Here is a 17,598-nt window from a genome sequence, read left to right as displayed (position 1 = left end):
AAACGGTTCTGTAGATTACTGAACGTTATGCAACAATGAGACATCCCTCTCATTGTTGCTTTTTTACGTTCAGGTGTACCAACGACTGACTACGTTGAGAACCTGCCCTCACCCGGTAAAAGGAACTTGGTGAAAAATGAACGATATTTTATGAAGAGGGTGATGTACATGAATTTTGGTCGTGTATTAACAGCAATGGTTACACCATTTGATGAAAATGAAGAAGTAGATTTTAACGCAGTCACAAAGCTTGTAAATCATTTAATTTCAAACGGAACTGACGCACTCGTTGTCGCGGGAACTACAGGTGAATCCCCTACACTTTCAAAAGAGGAAAAGCTTCTTTTGTTCGAACATGTAGTGAAAGTAGTTAATGGCAGAGTTCCTGTCATTGCCGGTACCGGTTGTAACAATACAAAAGCTTCAGTGGAATTAACTAAAAAAGCAGAGCAAGTTGGCGTGGATGCTGTAATGCTTGTTTCTCCTTATTACAGCAAGCCGTCTCAGGAAGGTTTATACCAGCATTTTAAGACAATTGCTCAAGCAACAAACCTTCCAGTTATGATTTATAATATTCCAGGGCGGAGCGTCGTAAATGTTTCAGTGGAAACAACGATCCGCTTGTCCTATATTGAGAATATCGTATCAACAAAAGAAGCGAGCGGTGACTTAGATGCTATGTCCCGCATCGTGGAAGAAACACCTGACAACTTCTCTCTTTACAGTGGAGATGACAGCTTAACTCTTCCGATAATGGCTATTGGCGGAACAGGAATCGTTTCTGTTTCTTCACACATTTTAGGAAATGAAATGCAGGAAATGGTTCAGTCCTTTTTACAGGGGCATCCTCAGTTTGCAGCCAAAAGACATCGACAGTTGCTGCCGCTTATGAAAGCTATGTTTGCAGCTCCAAGCCCTGTCCCAGTTAAGGCTGCTTTAGAGCTGAAAGGTATCATTTCAGGAGATGTTCGTCTCCCAATGGTTCGTTTAAGTGAAGGGGAAATGAATGAGCTCCGCACTACTCTTCAACCTAAAGCTACATTTTATGTAAGCTGACTTAGACAAAGCTTGCCATTCGGCAAGCTTTGATTGTCGAGAAACCCTCTGTTTTCTAAAGCAGAGGGTTTCTCTTTCTGTAAAATATTTATTTGCAGAAAATCGTTGTGTAGACTTCCATTTTGGAAATGCTCCTTTTTTGGACTGAAGTGTCTTGAAGGACAAAAAGGCGGCGACTCCTGCAGGATGCTGAAGCAAATAAAGAGTATGGACTGTTTTTCTAGTGGATTAGTTATTACGTATAAATAAAAAGAATGGCACTCACAAACAGTGAGGCCATTCTTTTTACCTTGGTTTTGGTCCAGTCTTTATTTTACTTTTGCTCTTTTTGCATTTGTTCTATTTCTTTATCAGCTTTCCTGAAAATTTTTGCATAACGCACTTCCTGAGTACTATTTAGGCCATTATGCTTTTTGTTAATGGAACGATGTGCAAAGTGTTTCACTCGAAAGCTCACCTCTTTGTAAAGTATAAGTTGTTTGTGCTTATTATTCTTTTGCCCTTTCTGGTTTATAGTCAAACATTAAATTTATTGGAAAGCATACAAGGAATCCCTCTTTACTTTTCCCTTACACCACTTTTCTCTTTCTGCTAAGATGTAGAAGAAAACTTCTTACGAGGAGAAACCGATGAAATTTATCCTAATCAAAATTCTTCGTTTTTATCAACGATTTATATCACCATTAACCCCGCCAACATGCCGTTTTCATCCGACATGTTCTCAATACAGCCTGGAAGCCGTAAGAACATATGGAGCATGTAAAGGAAGCTGGCTGACCATAAAACGCCTTTTAAAGTGCCACCCTTTTCATTCTGGCGGCTTTGATCCGGTCCCAGAAAAAAAGAATGAGGACAAAGGGAGGAACACATCGTGACCGTTCCTTTAAAGAGAGAGATGATCTGTCTCTCTTTTTTTGTTTTTATAAAGGATAAATTTCTTTTCTACATAACCTGTGCCAAACAAAACACCAATCACGATAAAAATAAAGCTTGCAATTTGTGGCATAGTAATATTTTCACCTAAAAGAAGTGCAGAACTAACCAATCCAAAAAAAGGCACAAAATTATTAAATACTGCAGTTTCGCCAGCGCCTATCTTTTGGATGGCTCCATTAAACAATTGATGACCTAGAGCTGTTGCCAGTACGGCTGAACCTATAAATATGGCCCATACATACAACGGTGCCGTAAACATTTCCTTAATTCCATTAGGCTCAAATACTACACTTAGACCCAGCAAGAAAAAGGACCCTACAATAAACATGTAGCCAGTCATCAAAGCAGGACTGATTGTACTTGTTGCCTGCCTAATAAAAATAAAGCTCAGTGCCTGGGTAGCCATCCCCAAAAAAATAAATATATCTCCTCTTGTTAAGGCCCCAAATTCCCCATCACCCATAAATACGATCAAGAAAACTCCAGTAAATGCAGACAAAATCCCGACAAACCTCAGCTTAGTCAAGGGATCACCGAGAATCATCATAGCTAACACGGAAGTAGTGACAGGAAGCAATGCTAAAATAATTGATGCATTAGAGGCTGTGGTTTCTGTAAGCCCCATTGCCAAAAAAAAGTGATGCCCTACTACACCGAACAGCAAGGCAGCAAGCGTGATCTTCCATTCTTTCTTTGTTAATTTCCTAAAGCTTCTCCGAAGGAAAATAATAAAAAACACAGTCAAGCCGGCAAGAAAAATTCTAAGTGCCTGCATGGATGCAGGTTCCATAAAATCCACCAAAACTTTAAGAGCAACTACATTCAGCCCCCAGACAAGCATGACGGAAAATATAAGTACATAAAGAGGCCATAAACGTCTTTGTTCCAACACAATTCCCTTCTTTCTTATGCAAATTCCTATTTACGAAGAAGTCGTAGCTTCTACTTCAGGTCCATACCACAAAAGCCCATCTCATTTGCTCGTAAAATAACCGTTAAGGATTTATACAGTTACAAATTTTGGATACCATGGATCCCCCAGAGTAAAAAAGTAAACAAAAACATAATGACAAGTATGAAGACAACATTTTTCTTCACAATCTCCAGGGGCGAAGTTTTCATCAGATGAGATGCCAAAAGGACCGATCCCGAAAATGGAGAGAGCTGAGTAGAAAGTGTCCAGGCTGCAAGCATTAAGAGTCCCATGTATGACGCCTCGACACCAAAGCTCTCGGGAGAAAGAGAACTCCCCAGTCCTATCACTATAATGACTGGATGGATTCCTATAAATGCCAGCAAAATGGCTGTTCCAACCAAAAGAAAAGAAAAGACAGGCACAATTCCCTGCGACATGTACAACAAGGCTTCAGATAAGACCTCTCCAATTTCTGTTTCAGATAAAGCTACCCCGATAAATCCGGCTGTAATAAAGATAGTTAACTCATTATGAAGCTTTACAAAGGACCCTTTTATATGGCCAGCTCCTGCGCTTAGAAATTCCTTTGTTACCTTGGCAGCAACAGACCAGGCCAAAGGAAGAATCAATGCAAGAATAGAGACCACCGTCAGCATATTGATCTCCAGCACACTGTCTAAATAAAAAGAGGAAAACAAAAGAATTATAACATAAGCCGCAAACGCCCATAATAAACGCCTTGTTTCCCTGTCTATTCTCGTTTCATTTTGTATAAGAGTATGATCTCGATCGTCTTTAAAGGAAAGAAACGGGAAAAACATAGCAGTCACAATTGTATATACGAAGGCGAGAAAGAGACTGTATATACCGATTTCCTGCCAGGATAAATCATAAAGAACAAGCACAAGCCCAACGTTCACAAAATAAGGAGACCAAAGCATACAGAATCCAAAGCCGCGCAGCAGTGTCATACCAAAACGCTTTTCCTCGTATTTTGAAAAGCTCTCTTCGCTGATCCGGTGAACTAAAGGCATGGAGCCTAAATTTAAGAGGGAACCCATGGAAGCTGTTAAGATATACCCTAAACGATAGGGCCTCGCTTTTTTTGTAAGTTCTCTTCTGGCAATAGCTGTCTTTAAAGCTTGTAAATAACCCGCTTCAGACATCAAGGTTCCATATAGAGGGATCAGAAGAAATAAAGCAAGGAGATTCAAGTTTTCTCCAAAACTGAGCCATATCGTTTGCATATCCACCTCATATCTGAAGAAAACCAGACTGCCAAGGACTAATAAAGAAATCACTACAATCTTGTTCACCGGATTGATAAGAACCAGCCCGCAAAGTAACAAAAGAAATGTGAGAAAACTATATATGTAAGGGAGAATTTCTATGGGTATGAACAAATGCAGTAAATATAAAAAAACTGCTGAAAACGCAGCAACTCCCAAAAACGATTGAGCATTTTTCACGTGAATCCCGTACCTTTCTGCCAAAAAACCTTCCTTATTATTTATCCTACCACGTAAAGCCTGAAAATGAGTATGATTTGCTCCAAAGAAAAAAGCCGTTCTCTATGAAGAGAAGTCGGCTTTTTTTGGGAATTCCACTTGATTATCAGGGGTTTCAACTAGTGACAGGCCTGAATAAGATGCTGGCTTTTTTATAAATAAATCTTTTGGTACGTCAGCCAGAAGCTCACATCCTGACTCGGTGATACGGATAGATTCAGTAATTTCAACTCCGTAGTCATCAAGCCAGATCCCAGGCATTAAATGAAAGGTCATATTAGGCTGCAGCAGAGTCCGGTCTCCTTTACGGAAACTAATGGTATGCTCACCCCAGTCAGGAGGATAGCTGAGGCCAATGGAATAGCCTAAGCGGGATTCTTTAAAGAAGCCTCGCTTGGCAATGCTCCTGCTCCAAACTGCTTCCACTTCCTCTGCTGTTATCCCAGGCTTAATAGCATCAATCGTTGTTTCAATTCCCTCTACAACGACTTCGGCAAGTTCTTCTACTTTGCCAGGCGCCTCTCCAATAGCCATTGTTCTTGCCATCGGTGTATGATACCGATTATAACATCCTGCAATTTCAATGGTGAGATAATCTCCATATTTATACCTTCTGTCTGTCCACGTCAGGTGGGGGCTTGCCGTGTTTTCACTGGTCGGAATCATTGGGACAATGGAAGTATAATCGCCGCCATAATCAGGTGTTCCGCTAATTTGCGCCTGATAAATAGCAGCAGCTACATCATTCTCCCTCACACCTACATCGGCTGTATCGTAAGCAGCCTTCATGGCATTTTCTAAAATTCTTCCAGCTTTCTTCATGCACTCTATTTCACGGTCTGATTTCACAACCCTTACCCAGTTTACGAGAGTACTGGTATTTTTAAATTCAGCATTGGGCAGACCATGGACAATTCTTTCATAACACATTGCTGTAAAATAAAAAGCGTCCATTTCTAAACCGATCTTTCGGTTGCCCTGCCCTATCTCTTCCAGGATATTTGCTACAAAGTCCATTGGATGCTTAATGCTCGACTGCACAAATTCATCCGGGTAGGAAATAATATGATTTGTATCAAGCCATGTTGTAACTTTCGCACTATGGGCATCCATTTCTCTTCCAATCCAGATGGGCTGTTCCTCGTCAATCATCACTACTAGAATTTGATGAACATAAAACGACCAGGCATTATAACCAGTTAAATAATTCATGTTGGACGGGTTTGAGATTAATAGCACCTCAACACCGTATTCAAGCATTTTTTGTTTAGTGTAATTCATTCTAGTTAAAAATTCCTCTTTAGGGAATAACAACATTGACGACCCACCTTTCATCTTTCCAGCTTAGTGGACAAAAAGGCTTCCCCTTTTGTCCACTGGCCCATTTTACTATTCTTCATCAGTTAGTTTAAAGCAGACGACACGCTCTTCTGACATGTCTCTCATGGCATATTTGACGCCTTCTCTTCCAAGCCCGGAGCCTTTTACACCGCCAAACGGCATGGCATCAATCCTGAAATCACTGCTGTCATTGATCATGACTCCTCCGACCTGGAGCCTGCGAGCCCCGCGCATGGCTTTGTTTACATTTGTTGTAAATATACCAGCCTGAAGACCGTAATTAACATCGTTTGCTTTTTCAATTGCCTCTTCAAAGGAATCAACAGCTGAAAGGATAACGACCGGTCCAAAAATTTCTTCTACAGCCACTGCCGCATGCCTTGGAACATTCGCTAGTACGGTAGGTTCGTAGAAAGCTCCGTTCCTTTTTCCTCCTGTCAAAAGCTCTGCTCCATCTTTTAGGGCATCTTCAACCATTTTTTCCACTCTCTTGGCTTCTTTTTCATTAATAAGGGGACCCATATCAGTATATTCAGAAAGCTTGTTTCCCGATTTTAGCTCTTTTGTCTGTTGAACAAATTTATCTTTAAAGGAAGAATACAGTTCTTTTTCTACATAAATTCTTTGGACACCCAGGCAGTTTTGTCCTGCGGCAGCAAAAGAACCAGATACAGTGGAGGAAACAGCATGATCCAGGTCAGCATCCTTTAAGACGATAGCCGGTGAATTAGAACCAAGTTCCATTGATACCTTCTTTAACCCCGCCTTTTTGGCAATTGCTTCCCCTGTTTCAAGTCCTCCAGTAAAACTAATCATGCGAATCTCTTTATTCTCAATTAAAGTATCGCCAATATCTCTGCCTCTTCCGGTTATAACAGTCATCACCTTTTTAGGCAATCCGGCCTCTGTAAAAGCTTCTGCTAATTTTAAGGCACTTAATGGCGTTTCTGAAGCTGGCTTCACAATAATCGCATTTCCTGCAGCAATAGCAGGGCCAATCTTATGAGCCACAAGGTTTAAAGGATCGTTAAATGGCGTGATGGCGGCAACAATACCGATTGGAAAACGAAAGTAGTAACCCATCCGGTCTTCATTTCCGGCATTTTGATCGAAATTAATGGATTCACCAGTCATTCTTCTTGCCTCTTCCGCACTAATACGAATGGTTTCGATCGTTCGTGTTACTTCTCCTCTGGCTTCTTTAATTGTTTTGCTGCCTTCAAGAGCTATCATTCGGGCAAATTCTTCATGTCTCTCTTGTAAACGTTTTGCAACTCCCTGAAGAATATCCATTCTTTCTTTTACCGATAACGATTCAGCTATTTTAGCGCCTTCCTTTGCTTTTTCTATCGCAAGCTCCATGTCCTCTTTGCTAGCTGCCGGGACTGTATCAATTAACTGATTATTTTCAGGGTTATAGACTTTGATTTTATCCTCTCTGTCTACCCACTCACCTGCTAAAAGCATTTTCTGGCCTAATAGTTTTGTTGCCATGTTCCTCGCCACCTTTCTTCACAAAGTTTCCCATGATCCATGTAACACTTATATTTGCTGTCGTTCCATATTAATCAAGTCAATTAAAAGGGCGAAACCTGTTTCTGGAATACCGGCGCCGGCTCCGACAAGAGTGACAGGTCCTGATAGATCACACTCATACGTAACAGCATTGAGCGCCCCTGAAATGCTGGATAGAGGGTCGCCTTCTGCTACCTTTTCCGGCCCGACAGAAGCTTTTACTCCGTCCTGTGTCCTTTCCAGCCTGCCGATTAGCTTCCACTTTGCTCTTTCTTCTTTTGCCTGTTCAATGTCTTCTGGGGAAAGGTGAGATATTCCCTTGCAGGTAACATCCTCTTTCTTTAACGGAACACCCATTACCACGTTTGCCAGGATGACAACTTTATAAAGGACATCATACCCCTCTACATCACTTGTAGGATCAGCTTCAGCGTATCCAAGCTCCTGTGCCTGGGCGAGAGCTTCTTCATATTTCATGCCCTCTTCCATTTTTGTCAGCATATAATTGGTCGTACCATTGAAGATGCCGCGGATTTGTTTAATTTCATTTCCAGCGAGTGAGGTTAACGGCATTCGAAGTGCTGGAGTACCGCTCATCACCGTACCTTCAAATAGAAACCGTACATTATTATTGTCAGCTAATTCTTTAAGCTCCTCATAGGCAAGTGCAACCGGTCCCTTGTTTGTAAGAACCGCGTTTTTCCCGCTCTGAAATGCTTTCTTGCAATGATCAATTGCAGGCTGTCCTGTCTTAACATCAGTAAACGTTATTTCAATCATTGTATCGGCATTGGAAGCTTCAATGGTTTCCATACTGTCCATTCCTCTGACAAGAGCAGGAGAGTCAGGATATCTGTCAAAATTTCCATCTTCCTTTAATACATCCATCACTTTGTCCAGCTGCAGGCCATTAGGATCATGAAGAGATCCTTTGTATAAATCACAAATGGAGACAACCTGAAAGTCAGTGCCAAATTCATCCTTGAGCCAATCACTTTTAGACAAAAGAATATCTGCCAATCCTTGGCCGACTCCTCCAAAGCCTATAAATGCAAGTTTGTGTGCCATATTGCCATCCTCCTAGTAAAAATTAAAGCTGAGGATCGGACATGAATTTTAGAACAGATCCTGCAAGAATAGATGCTCCGACCGGCAACGCTTCTTCATTAATATCGAAGCAAGGCATGTGAAGACCTCGATCCTTGCGGTCATCCTTGCCAGCTCCAAGAAAAAACATAGCGGCAGGGACCTTTTCTGCCATATATCCGAAATCCTCACCACCTAAACCGTATGGTTTGTCATGAATGACCATTTCTGGAAAAAACTCTCCTATGGTCTCTCTTACTAGATTGATTGCTTTAGAACTATTATTTAAAGCCGGCTCCCCTTTTTTCACCTCAAGTTCATAACTCCCGCCTAATGACTGTGCAACCGCAAATGCATGGTGCAATTCTTCCTCCAGCTCTTTTCTTGTCTCTTTAGTGTAGCTGCGCATTGTACCCTCAAGGAGAACCTTGCTCGGTATAACATTTGTTGAAGAGCCGCCTTCAATATGACAGACACTGATCACTGCTGGCTCTAAAGGCGAAACTTTTCTGGCGCTGATACCATGAATGCTCTGCAAGATAAGTGAAAGCATCCATGTTGGATCCGTCCCTAAATGAGGGTAGGCTCCATGCCCCCCGGTTCCGTGGATGGAGCCTGTAAATGTGTCCACATTAGCCATGCTGGGTCCTTCATGAAGGCGGACATGGCCGACAGGGTACTCCGGATCCATATGAAGGGCCAAAGCCACATCTACATTATCAAGTACTCCGTGGCTGATCATATACGGAGAGCCTGTTACCCCTTGTTCATCTGTGTCTTCTTCTGCAGGCTGAAAAATAAACTTTATCGTTCCGGCAAAAGCCGGCTTTACTTTTTCAGCTAGAATGCGTGCTGCTCCAAGGACGATTGTCGTATGAGCATCGTGTCCGCAAGCATGCATGACTCCCGGCTGTTTTGAACGATAGTCTTCTTCATTTTCTTCCTCGATTGGAAGAGCATCCATATCTGCTCGCAGGGCTATGACAGGACCATCATCGCCAAAAGCCAGTTCTCCAACTACTCCGGTGGATAATCCTGTATGCTCAAGACCTGCATATACTTTCATACCAGGGATCTTCTCCAGTTCTCGTTTCACGACACTTGATGTCTTGTATTCTTCGAAACTTAGCTCAGGATATTGATGAAGCTCTCTTCTTAGCTGTATGAGAGATTCTTTCAGGTTAAGTGCTTCTCTAAATACCTGGTTCTGCGACGTAAGCATAGCCATCCCCTCTATTGTTACCTTTTAGCTGCTTCAGCTTTTTTAAGACTTGCGAATGCATTCTCAAGATCCTGAATTAAATCATCGGTATCCTCAATCCCAACAGAGTAACGGACAAGGCTTTCAGGTATTCCAAGGGCTGCTCTTTCCTCTGGTGTGTTCTCAATATGACTGGTTGTTCTAGCCGGTCCAACAGTCGTTTCAACGGCCCCAAGATTCGCTGCCCGGTTGGCAAACTCAAGTTTAGGAAGAAACTGCTTTACTGCATCCATACCGCCTTTAACAGAGAAGCTCAGCATTCCGCCAAACTGCCGCATTTGTTTTTTCGCAATATCGTGACCAGGGTGATCTTCAAGACCTGGATAGAACACTTGATCAACCTGTTCATGATTCTTCAAGTATTCTGCAATTTTCATGGCTGATTTACATTGCTGGTTCATCCGTAAATGAAGTGTTTTCATGCCACGTAGAATGAGGTATGCCGCCATCGGATCCATGGTTGCACCGTTAATTTCTCTATAGTGGTATATTTTCTCTACCAGTTCTTTTGAACCACAGACGGCTCCTCCAAGAGCGTCCGCATGCCCTCCCAAATATTTTGTAGCACTGTGGATGACGAGATCCACACCATATTCAAGTGGGTTCTGAAGTATAGGAGTGGCAAAAGTATTATCCACAAATACAAGAGCCCCTACTTCTTTTGCAACCTTTACCATCCTCTCAAGATCTGTAATTTTTACCGTTGGGTTCGTAGGTGTTTCCAAGTAGAGAATGTCACACCCCTTGCGCACTTCTTCTTCAATTTGTCCATGGTTTCCGGTTTCACAAAGTTTCACATCTATATCAAGCTGAGGGAGAAACTCACTGAAAATCTTATTTGTTCCACCGTACGTATCTTTACAAGATACAACGCGGCTTCCAGGTCGTAAAAATGTTGCAAGAGAGTTGCTGATCGCAGCCATCCCTGTAGAAAAGCTAGTTGCTGCCTCGGCATCCTCTAAAATTTTTATCTTTTGTTCAAACGACTCAACAGTCGGATTTGTATTTCTTCCGTAAATATGGCCTTTTTCTCTGCCCACAGCCACATCATACCAGTGATCCAAGTCGTCATACGTAAAAGCAACACTGTGTACCACTGGAACCTGAGACGCTCCGTGCACCCTGTATTCTTTTTCGCCTGACCATACCGCTTTTGTAGAAAGGGAGGCGCCTTTGTTTTGATTGATCGTCATTTGGATCACTCCTTTTAAGAATTATGAACTTTAATTTCTACTATCATCTTACGAAAAAGAATAAAATTTACCATCTGTCATTTTGTATGAAGTTTCCCTTTCTTTTTTCATCACATTGAATGAACTATTTTCTGACATTGTTGTTTCAAAATAAGCCCTTAGGCTCACTATTGTGCTATAATAGGTCTAAAACTTGGATTAATTAAGTATTCTTACTCTTTTCTCATGTTTTCGTGCTTTTTATAAGCATCTGAGAGGTGATGATATTGTTAACGGTGGAAAATATTCTTTCTTTTGAGGTTTTGAAAGAAGCGAAACAAATGGCAGGAGGAAACGGGAACCTAGATAAGCCCGTCGAGTGGGTTTCAATTATTGAGACACCGGTTGAAGATTTTGTACGGAAGAATGAAGTCGTGCTGACTACCGGGATCGGGTGCAGAAACGATGAAAAAAAACTCTTGTCTTTTGTAAAAGAAGTGATGGATTCAGATGCGGCTGCCTTAATTATGGCAGTAGGAAGATACGTAAGAGAAATACCTAAAGGGGTGTTAGCCTACGCAGATACCCACGGCTTCCCAATTATCGAAATTCCCTGGGAAGTCAGATTTGCAGAGATCAGCCAGGCCATCTCACAGGCCCTTCACCGTCAGGAACATGAAGGTGTGAAAATGTCAGAAGAGTTCCGCAAACAGCTCTTAGAAATTATCCTTGAAGGAAAAGGTCTTAATGAAATATGTACCTATGTCTACAAGCACTTAAAGGCACCTGTTTTAATTTTGGATAAAAGAGGTGTGATTAAAGGCAGGAGCAAGAACGGACATGAGCTGGAGGAGATCTGGCAAAGTTATTTATATCATACTGTTGATCCACTCAGTATGTTTCATGAAGAAACCCCCGAATCTTTTTCCCAGCCAAATATGCACTGGCTTGATATTGAGCAGGAATCCGTCCTTCAAATCCTTATTCAAAGCGCAAGGGAAATCCAAGGGTTTCTTCTTATATCCCTTCCAGAACCTCAGGAAAACTTTTTTAACGATCATACCCTGCCTCTTTTGGAACATGCAGTAACAGCCTCTGCTTTATGCTTTTTGCACGATCATGCTGTGCTTGAAACGGAAATGCGTCTAAGAGATGATTTTGTCTGGAGCCTGGCTAAAGGGCAGGTTTCCAGCTGGGATGCAGCCTTATCACGGGCCAAGTCACTTGGGTACTCCTTGAACGTTCCCTATCTCTGTCTCTTGGCACGTCCGGAAAACCTTCGGGTGTTATATGATCATAACCCTCAGCCGCATGCTTCTTATGAACAGTGGCTGCATCATCTTGGCAGTATGTTTGAAGAAGAGGTCTTTCATGCAGGGAGGACAATGCAATTAAAAACGATGTGCACCTTTCAGCGAGAGGAATTAGTCGTGTTTGTTGAAGTCCGCTCTGAAAGAAATATGGAAACCATTTTTCCTTTTTTGGACCTTTTACAGTATCGTTTAGAACAAAAGCTTCCTCAGCTCACTGTGTCGTGGGGGGTAGCGAAAACATCTGGCAAGCAGTCCTTTTACGATAGTTTCCAGGAAGCCAGAACGGCGCTTGATATTGGACGAAGACAAAGAGGTAAAGGCTATATCAGTACTTATGCAGATACCAGGTTTGACAGAGCTCTCATGGCTCTGGCTGAAAATAATGAATTAAAGCAGATTACAGACGCCACCATTGCTCCTATTGTTCATTATTCAAAAGAAAGAGGAATTGATTTAATTCATACTTTTGTAGTCTATAACCAGCATAAAGGCAACGTCAGCCAAACGGCACGTGCCCTTAACCTCCACCGCCAATCTCTTTTATACAGACTTAAAAAAATTGAAAACATGACTGGCTGTGACCTGGATAATCCTGAGGATATGTTCTTAATAGATTTGTCTATCCGTTTACACACTCTTGGTTATGATGGCGATAAAGAAGGTGTCTTAGAAAGAGGCAATGGTTAATCGTTCGAGTTCTCATTAATCCACCTTTTTATTACTACAAAACCGGCCATTGAGAAGCGCTTCTCAATGGCCGGTTTTCCCTATAGTTAATACTTAGATTTTTAATCTTGAAAGAAATTATCAATTCTCACAAGCCGGTCGTCACCTTCCTGAGGCTCCCCTCTTCCATCAGTATTATTAGTTATAATATAAACGGTCTCTTCCTCTATAAAGACATCACGTAAACGACCTTCACCTTCAAAAAGACGCTCTATCGTCTCTTCTTCTACGTCAACTCCAAACAATGCTTCTCCCCTGAGTCCTGTCACTAGTAAATACCGGTCGTTAATCATAGCAGATCCAGAAGGCGCCCATGTATCCTCGCCAGATTGAAGCAGTGGTTCCTCCATTCCCTCTTCTGTTTCATCACCTGAGATTAGAGGCCAGCCGTAATTGTTTCCCGCCTCAATTCGATTAATCTCATCTTCTCCAACAGGTCCATGTTCCGTGCTGTACATTGTTCCTTCACTGTCCCATGACAGACCTTGAGGATTTCTATGTCCATAGCTGAAAACAGCTGAGCCTTCAAATGGATTGTCCTCTGGAACGTCTCCATCAAGTGTCAAGCGCAAAATAGAACCTGCAAGATTGTTTTCATCCTGTGCTAGATCCGGCTCAGATGCATCCCCTGTAGTAGCATACAAATACCCATCAGGTCCAATAGCAAGCCTTCCACCATTGTGTATGGAGTCTCCAGGAATATTATCTTTTATCACACCTTTTTCGGTCCATTCCCCATTGTCCCTCTCAACGATTACAATTCGATTCTTCAATCCGTCTTCAAGATACGTATAATACAAAAAAGCCTGGTTGTTCTCCTCAAACTCCGGATGAAGAACAAAGCCGAGTAACCCCCCTTCTCCTTCATGGGTGAAGGCCTGTTGAAGATCTATATCCTCTCGGTTGATCACACCATTTTCAATGACGGCGATAGCCCCTTCTCTTTCGGATATATAAAAGGTGTCATTCACTTTATTAATGGACCAAGGAATATTTAAATCTTCAACTTCGGCTTGAATCTGCAGGTCTTCTGAAACGCTTTCTGCACTTTCATCATTTACTCCCTCTTCGTCAGCATCCTGGACGGACTCCGTTTCCTCACCGTTGCAGCCAGTGATCAAAACGACTAATAGCAAGGCTCCGTATACTGCCCTGTTCACCTTCTTCAGCTTCCTTTCTCATAATTTATAATCGTTTTCTACTGTCTCCAATGTTTCTAAGGCTTTTTGGGACCATTCGTCATTTTTTTCTCTTAGTAAGTCCTTTTCTTTTTCAACCGCGTGCTTTAAGGATTTTTTATAGTCAGGAGGCTCTTCATCGTACTTTCTGAGCATGTCAGTCTGAACCCACACCTTCTCAAATTCAGCTAAAGCCTTTCGTTCATGAAATAAAGGAACATCTACTTGTTTTGGGTTATGTAGATCTCCTTGCTTTGGATGTTTTAAAACTGCTCTTACTTTAACTAATGTTTTTTCCCCTTTTTGGTCTATTTCTTCCCCTACATACACACCTGTCTTATAAGGAGCCTGGATGATTTTTGCATCAGCTGCCATTATTAATTCCTCCTTCTTTCCTATTAATGACTGAGCATCCTTTCTCTTTTAACCTATCACCGGATTGAGGTCCTTGCAAGCTAATACCTTTTAGACATGGATTCTAATACCATGCAGTCATACTACCTTTCTTTTCCCAGATCAGCTGTAAATAAATCGACAGCTTTACTTTACATAACTATATTATCGTTACCTTGTTTCCTTTTCGCTAAATAATTTATTACGGTGCGTGAAATTTAAATTTTGATTTTGGTGGTTTGTCCGGTATGATTAAAGAATCAGTAAATAAGTGGAAAAAGTAGTGAAGACAAAGGTGTTGATGTAAATGTGGATCGGGAAATTAAAAGTCCGAATGATTGGAGGAAGAATCGCTAAAACGGGGGTGGCTGTCCTCCTTACAGCATTAATTTGTCAGTTTTTGCAGGTTCCTCCCGTACTAGCCGTTGTAACTGCCATTGTAACGATTGAACCTACAGCCTACGAATCGATTCGTAAAGGGTTTATCCGCCTGCCTGCCTCTGCGATAGGTGCCGCAATTTCTTTAGGACTTGTCTTTTTTCTTGGTGTCACCCCTTATACCTTTGCTTTATCTGCTATTTTAACACTCTTTATCTGCCATAACCTGAAGCTTCAAGATGGGATGCTCGTTGCTTGTTTAACTGCCGTAGTTATGATTCCTGACATAGGTGTAAACTACATGGGTGATTTCTTCACTCGCCTCGGCGGAACTTTTATCGGCCTTATTACTTCAACCTTGGTAAACGTGTTATTATTGCCTCCAAAATTTACACCGGCATTAGAAAAAAAACTTGATCAATTGTTTGTAATGAGCGGAGATATACTGGAAGAGCTTTCTTCCTCGGTGTTACAAAACAACACCATACGTCCTGCGGCCCCACAGTTAGAGAAGTATCAAAGGCTGCGCAAGGAGATTGAAAAAAGCGGGGAACTGGCTGAATATCAACGAAAGGAATGGAAGTTTCATCATGCCTCTTTTCGCGAATTAAGAAAGTTTATGTATCTTGAAAAAAGACTGCGAATTCTGCAGCGTATCTCACTTCATCTCGGCCACTTACAGTATATAGAAGGAGATCTTTCTTTCAATGATGAAGAAAAAAGAAGTGTCTGGGCGTTGATTACCTCATTAAAAAAAGCCTTAATAGCGGGCCCTCACACTTTTGATGAAGAACACTACTTATTGATTGAAAACTTAAAAAATCAATTTATTACTCACAACAAAAATTGTTCACCATTGAATACAGACCATTATCATCTTTTTTCTGGAACTTCAATTGCCCTGTATGAATTTCTTTCCCTCCATGATACTGTAGAAGATTTATTAAAACTGAGAAAACAGCAGGAAGCCTCTCTTCCTCTTCCTCCACCTTCGTCTTCTATTACAAAGTCAATATAAAAAAGCCTGTTCTCAAAAGTAAAGCTTTTAAGAACAGGCTTTTTTGCAGTTTAATTGACATTTGTCTTTTGCTGGAAAAAAGCGTAAGGCAAACTTACTTTCTATATAAAAAATACATACAACCGGTCAAGTAATCACACACTGGGATAAGGTGTGCAAAGGAAACAGAGAAAAGGGACAATAAAAGAAAGACCTTTCCCAAACCGGGGAAGGTCTATTTCATCCTATTTTATAGAACCAAATAAAGCGAGGATGTCTCAGTAGATTTACTTATACTATTTTTTGAGACACCCTCTTCTTAAAATGATTATGGCAGGTTTGAGCTTCCCATTAAATAACGGTCAACCTCTCTTGCTGCTTCGCGCCCTTCATGAATTGCCCACACTACAAGGCTTTGGCCGCGACGATTGTCTCCAGCAGCAAATACACCTTCCACGTTTGTACTGTATTTTCCATATTCAGCATCCACCGTGCTTCGCTCGGTTGTTTCTACCTTCAATTCATCAAGTAAATGCTTTTCTGGCCCTGTAAATCCAATTGCCAAAAGAACTAAATCTGCTTTCCAGGCTCGTTCTGTTCCTGGAATTTCTTTTCTCAACTTTTTGCCATTTTCATATACTGTGTCGACCTCTACAGTATGAAGCTCTTTAACATTACCATTTTCGTCTCCGACAAATTTAGTCGTTTGAAGCTTATATGCTCTAGGGTCTTTGCCAAATACTGCTTCAGCTTCTTTATGCCCATCTTCCTGGCTATAAACGACTGGGAATAATGGCCAAGGATTAAGTGGCTCTCTGTCTTTATTCTTTTCCGGGTGAATATCAAATTGTACAAGAGACTCACAGCCATGACGCAAAGACGTAGTAATACAGTCCACCCCAGTATCTCCACCGCCAATTACAATCACATTCTTTCCTTTAGCGGACAGATAATTTTGATCCTGATGGTTAGAGTCTAGAAGTGACTTTGTATTTTTCTTTAAGAATTCCATTGCATAATGAATTCCTTTTAAATCTCTGCCTTTCGCAGGCACATCTCTTGGTACTTGGGCACCTGTACACAAAATGGTGGAATCAAATTCTTCATTCAGCTTTTCTGCTGGGTAATCTTTACCAATCTCTGTGTTAGTAACGAAGGTAATTCCTTCTTCTTCTAATAATCTCACCCGTCGTTGCAGGACTTCAAAAGAAAGTTTTACGTCTGGAATCCCGTAAGTTAAGAGGCCCCCGACACGATCATCTTTTTCAAATACAGTTACTGTATGACCTGCTTTATTCAGCTGGGCGGCGGCAGCCAGACCAGCTGGCCCCGACCCAATGACAGCCACCTTTTTGCCTGTGCGTTTTTTAGGAGGCTCAGGCTTGATCCAGCCTTCTTTAAATCCTTTTTCAACAATATGAAATTCAATGGATTTAATGGATACAGGGTCGTCACTAATAGCCACTGTACAGGAACCTTCACACGGTGCTGGACAGACTCTGCCTGTAAATTCAGGGAAATTATTCGTTTTATGAAGTCTTTCTAGAGCTTCTTTCCATTTCCCTCTGTAAACAAGATCATTCCACTCTGGAATCAGGTTATGAACTGGACAGCCAATTTCTGCCGAGCCATCCATCGTTGTTCCTGCCTGGCAAAAAGGAATCGCGCAATCCATGCAGCGGGCACCCTGCTCAGATAGCTTATCTTCGGGCATTAATATAGTGAACTCCTGCCAATTCTTTACTCTCGCAAGAGGATCTTTTTTTGCTGGTGCTTCTCTCTTATATTCCATAAAACCTGTTGATTTTCCCATTATACTCAC

General features: G+C 41.6%; 15 protein-coding genes. 4 read left to right on the top strand and 11 right to left on the bottom strand.

Going from position 1 to position 17,598, the window contains the following annotated elements; all coding sequences use genetic code 11:
* Positions 1–168: 168 nt before the first annotated feature.
* Complete coding sequence (dapA, locus tag ACFPU1_RS16160; protein ID WP_385942950.1) at positions 169–1,056, top strand: 4-hydroxy-tetrahydrodipicolinate synthase; 888 nt, start codon at positions 169–171, stop codon at positions 1,054–1,056.
* A gap of 313 nt (positions 1,057–1,369) precedes the next feature.
* On the opposite strand, the gene ACFPU1_RS16155 is transcribed toward dapA, so the two are convergent.
* Entirely contained in the window at positions 1,370–1,501 is a 132-nt protein-coding gene (locus ACFPU1_RS16155; RefSeq protein ID WP_100398629.1) for a YfhE family protein, read from the bottom strand.
* A gap of 184 nt (positions 1,502–1,685) precedes the next feature.
* Between ACFPU1_RS16155 and yidD the strand changes: the two genes are divergently transcribed.
* Positions 1,686–1,931 (top strand): membrane protein insertion efficiency factor YidD, encoded by a 246-nt coding sequence (gene yidD, locus ACFPU1_RS16150; protein WP_385942949.1) that lies wholly within the window; start codon positions 1,686–1,688, stop codon positions 1,929–1,931.
* 8 nt (positions 1,932–1,939) lie between these two features.
* Here yidD and ACFPU1_RS16145 read toward each other — a convergent pair whose 3' ends face one another.
* The 7 genes from ACFPU1_RS16145 to ACFPU1_RS16115 form a co-directional block, all read right to left on the bottom strand.
* On the bottom strand, positions 1,940–2,884 hold the full coding sequence (locus ACFPU1_RS16145) for a DMT family transporter (protein WP_385942947.1): 945 nt from the start codon (positions 2,882–2,884) through the stop codon (positions 1,940–1,942).
* Between the two features lie 119 nt (positions 2,885–3,003).
* A complete protein-coding gene (locus ACFPU1_RS16140) occupies positions 3,004–4,401 on the bottom strand; it encodes a hypothetical protein (RefSeq protein ID WP_385942946.1) in 1,398 nt (465 codons plus the stop codon).
* Positions 4,402–4,479: 78 nt separating this feature from the next.
* Positions 4,480–5,733, bottom strand: coding sequence for a M24 family metallopeptidase (locus tag ACFPU1_RS16135; protein ID WP_385942944.1), 1,254 nt, complete (start codon positions 5,731–5,733; stop codon positions 4,480–4,482).
* A gap of 72 nt (positions 5,734–5,805) precedes the next feature.
* Positions 5,806–7,251, bottom strand: coding sequence for an aldehyde dehydrogenase family protein (locus ACFPU1_RS16130; RefSeq protein ID WP_385942943.1), 1,446 nt, complete (start codon positions 7,249–7,251; stop codon positions 5,806–5,808).
* 48 nt (positions 7,252–7,299) lie between these two features.
* Positions 7,300–8,340, bottom strand: a complete 1,041-nt coding sequence (locus tag ACFPU1_RS16125; protein ID WP_385942941.1) for a homoserine dehydrogenase — start codon at positions 8,338–8,340, stop codon at positions 7,300–7,302.
* A 22-nt stretch (positions 8,341–8,362) separates the two neighbouring features.
* Positions 8,363–9,580, bottom strand: coding sequence for a M20 metallopeptidase family protein (locus ACFPU1_RS16120; RefSeq protein WP_385942940.1), 1,218 nt, complete (start codon positions 9,578–9,580; stop codon positions 8,363–8,365).
* Between the two features lie 17 nt (positions 9,581–9,597).
* Positions 9,598–10,812 (bottom strand): cystathionine gamma-synthase family protein, encoded by a 1,215-nt coding sequence (locus tag ACFPU1_RS16115; RefSeq protein WP_385942938.1) that lies wholly within the window; start codon positions 10,810–10,812, stop codon positions 9,598–9,600.
* A 275-nt stretch (positions 10,813–11,087) separates the two neighbouring features.
* Between ACFPU1_RS16115 and ACFPU1_RS16110 the strand changes: the two genes are divergently transcribed.
* Complete coding sequence (locus ACFPU1_RS16110; RefSeq protein ID WP_385943046.1) at positions 11,088–12,791, top strand: PucR family transcriptional regulator; 1,704 nt, start codon at positions 11,088–11,090, stop codon at positions 12,789–12,791.
* A 101-nt stretch (positions 12,792–12,892) separates the two neighbouring features.
* Here ACFPU1_RS16110 and ACFPU1_RS16105 read toward each other — a convergent pair whose 3' ends face one another.
* Positions 12,893–13,990 (bottom strand): PQQ-dependent sugar dehydrogenase, encoded by a 1,098-nt coding sequence (locus tag ACFPU1_RS16105; protein ID WP_385942937.1) that lies wholly within the window; start codon positions 13,988–13,990, stop codon positions 12,893–12,895.
* Positions 13,991–14,008: 18 nt separating this feature from the next.
* Positions 14,009–14,383 (bottom strand): kinase-associated lipoprotein KapB, encoded by a 375-nt coding sequence (kapB, locus tag ACFPU1_RS16100; RefSeq protein WP_385942935.1) that lies wholly within the window; start codon positions 14,381–14,383, stop codon positions 14,009–14,011.
* A 325-nt stretch (positions 14,384–14,708) separates the two neighbouring features.
* On the opposite strand from kapB, the gene ACFPU1_RS16095 reads away from it, so the two are divergent.
* Positions 14,709–15,797 carry an FUSC family protein gene (locus ACFPU1_RS16095; RefSeq protein ID WP_385942934.1) on the top strand — a complete coding sequence of 363 codons (1,089 nt, stop codon included), beginning with the start codon at positions 14,709–14,711 and terminating at the stop codon, positions 15,795–15,797.
* 307 nt (positions 15,798–16,104) lie between these two features.
* Here ACFPU1_RS16095 and ACFPU1_RS16090 read toward each other — a convergent pair whose 3' ends face one another.
* Complete coding sequence (locus tag ACFPU1_RS16090; protein ID WP_385942932.1) at positions 16,105–17,589, bottom strand: glutamate synthase subunit beta; 1,485 nt, start codon at positions 17,587–17,589, stop codon at positions 16,105–16,107.
* Between the last annotated feature and the right edge of the window lie 9 nt (positions 17,590–17,598).

The organism is Thalassorhabdus alkalitolerans (assembly GCF_042656525.1).
In the GTDB taxonomy this organism is placed as follows: domain Bacteria; phylum Bacillota; class Bacilli; order Bacillales; family Marinococcaceae; genus Thalassorhabdus; species Thalassorhabdus alkalitolerans.
Note: the sequence above shows the minus strand (reverse complement) of the source record. Positions and strands in the feature narration are given on the sequence as shown.

Coding starts and splice junctions, on each gene's coding strand:
- dapA (WP_385942950.1), top strand. CDS start 169: ATGAATTTTGGTCGTGTATTAACAGCAATGGTTACACCATTTGATGAA.
- yidD (WP_385942949.1), top strand. CDS start 1,686: ATGAAATTTATCCTAATCAAAATTCTTCGTTTTTATCAACGATTTATA.
- ACFPU1_RS16135 (WP_385942944.1), bottom strand. CDS start 5,733: ATGTTGTTATTCCCTAAAGAGGAATTTTTAACTAGAATGAATTACACT.
- ACFPU1_RS16130 (WP_385942943.1), bottom strand. CDS start 7,251: ATGGCAACAAAACTATTAGGCCAGAAAATGCTTTTAGCAGGTGAGTGG.
- ACFPU1_RS16125 (WP_385942941.1), bottom strand. CDS start 8,340: ATGGCACACAAACTTGCATTTATAGGCTTTGGAGGAGTCGGCCAAGGA.
- ACFPU1_RS16120 (WP_385942940.1), bottom strand. CDS start 9,580: ATGCTTACGTCGCAGAACCAGGTATTTAGAGAAGCACTTAACCTGAAA.
- ACFPU1_RS16115 (WP_385942938.1), bottom strand. CDS start 10,812: ATGACGATCAATCAAAACAAAGGCGCCTCCCTTTCTACAAAAGCGGTA.
- kapB (WP_385942935.1), bottom strand. CDS start 14,383: ATGGCAGCTGATGCAAAAATCATCCAGGCTCCTTATAAGACAGGTGTG.
- ACFPU1_RS16095 (WP_385942934.1), top strand. CDS start 14,709: ATGTGGATCGGGAAATTAAAAGTCCGAATGATTGGAGGAAGAATCGCT.
- ACFPU1_RS16090 (WP_385942932.1), bottom strand. CDS start 17,589: ATGGGAAAATCAACAGGTTTTATGGAATATAAGAGAGAAGCACCAGCA.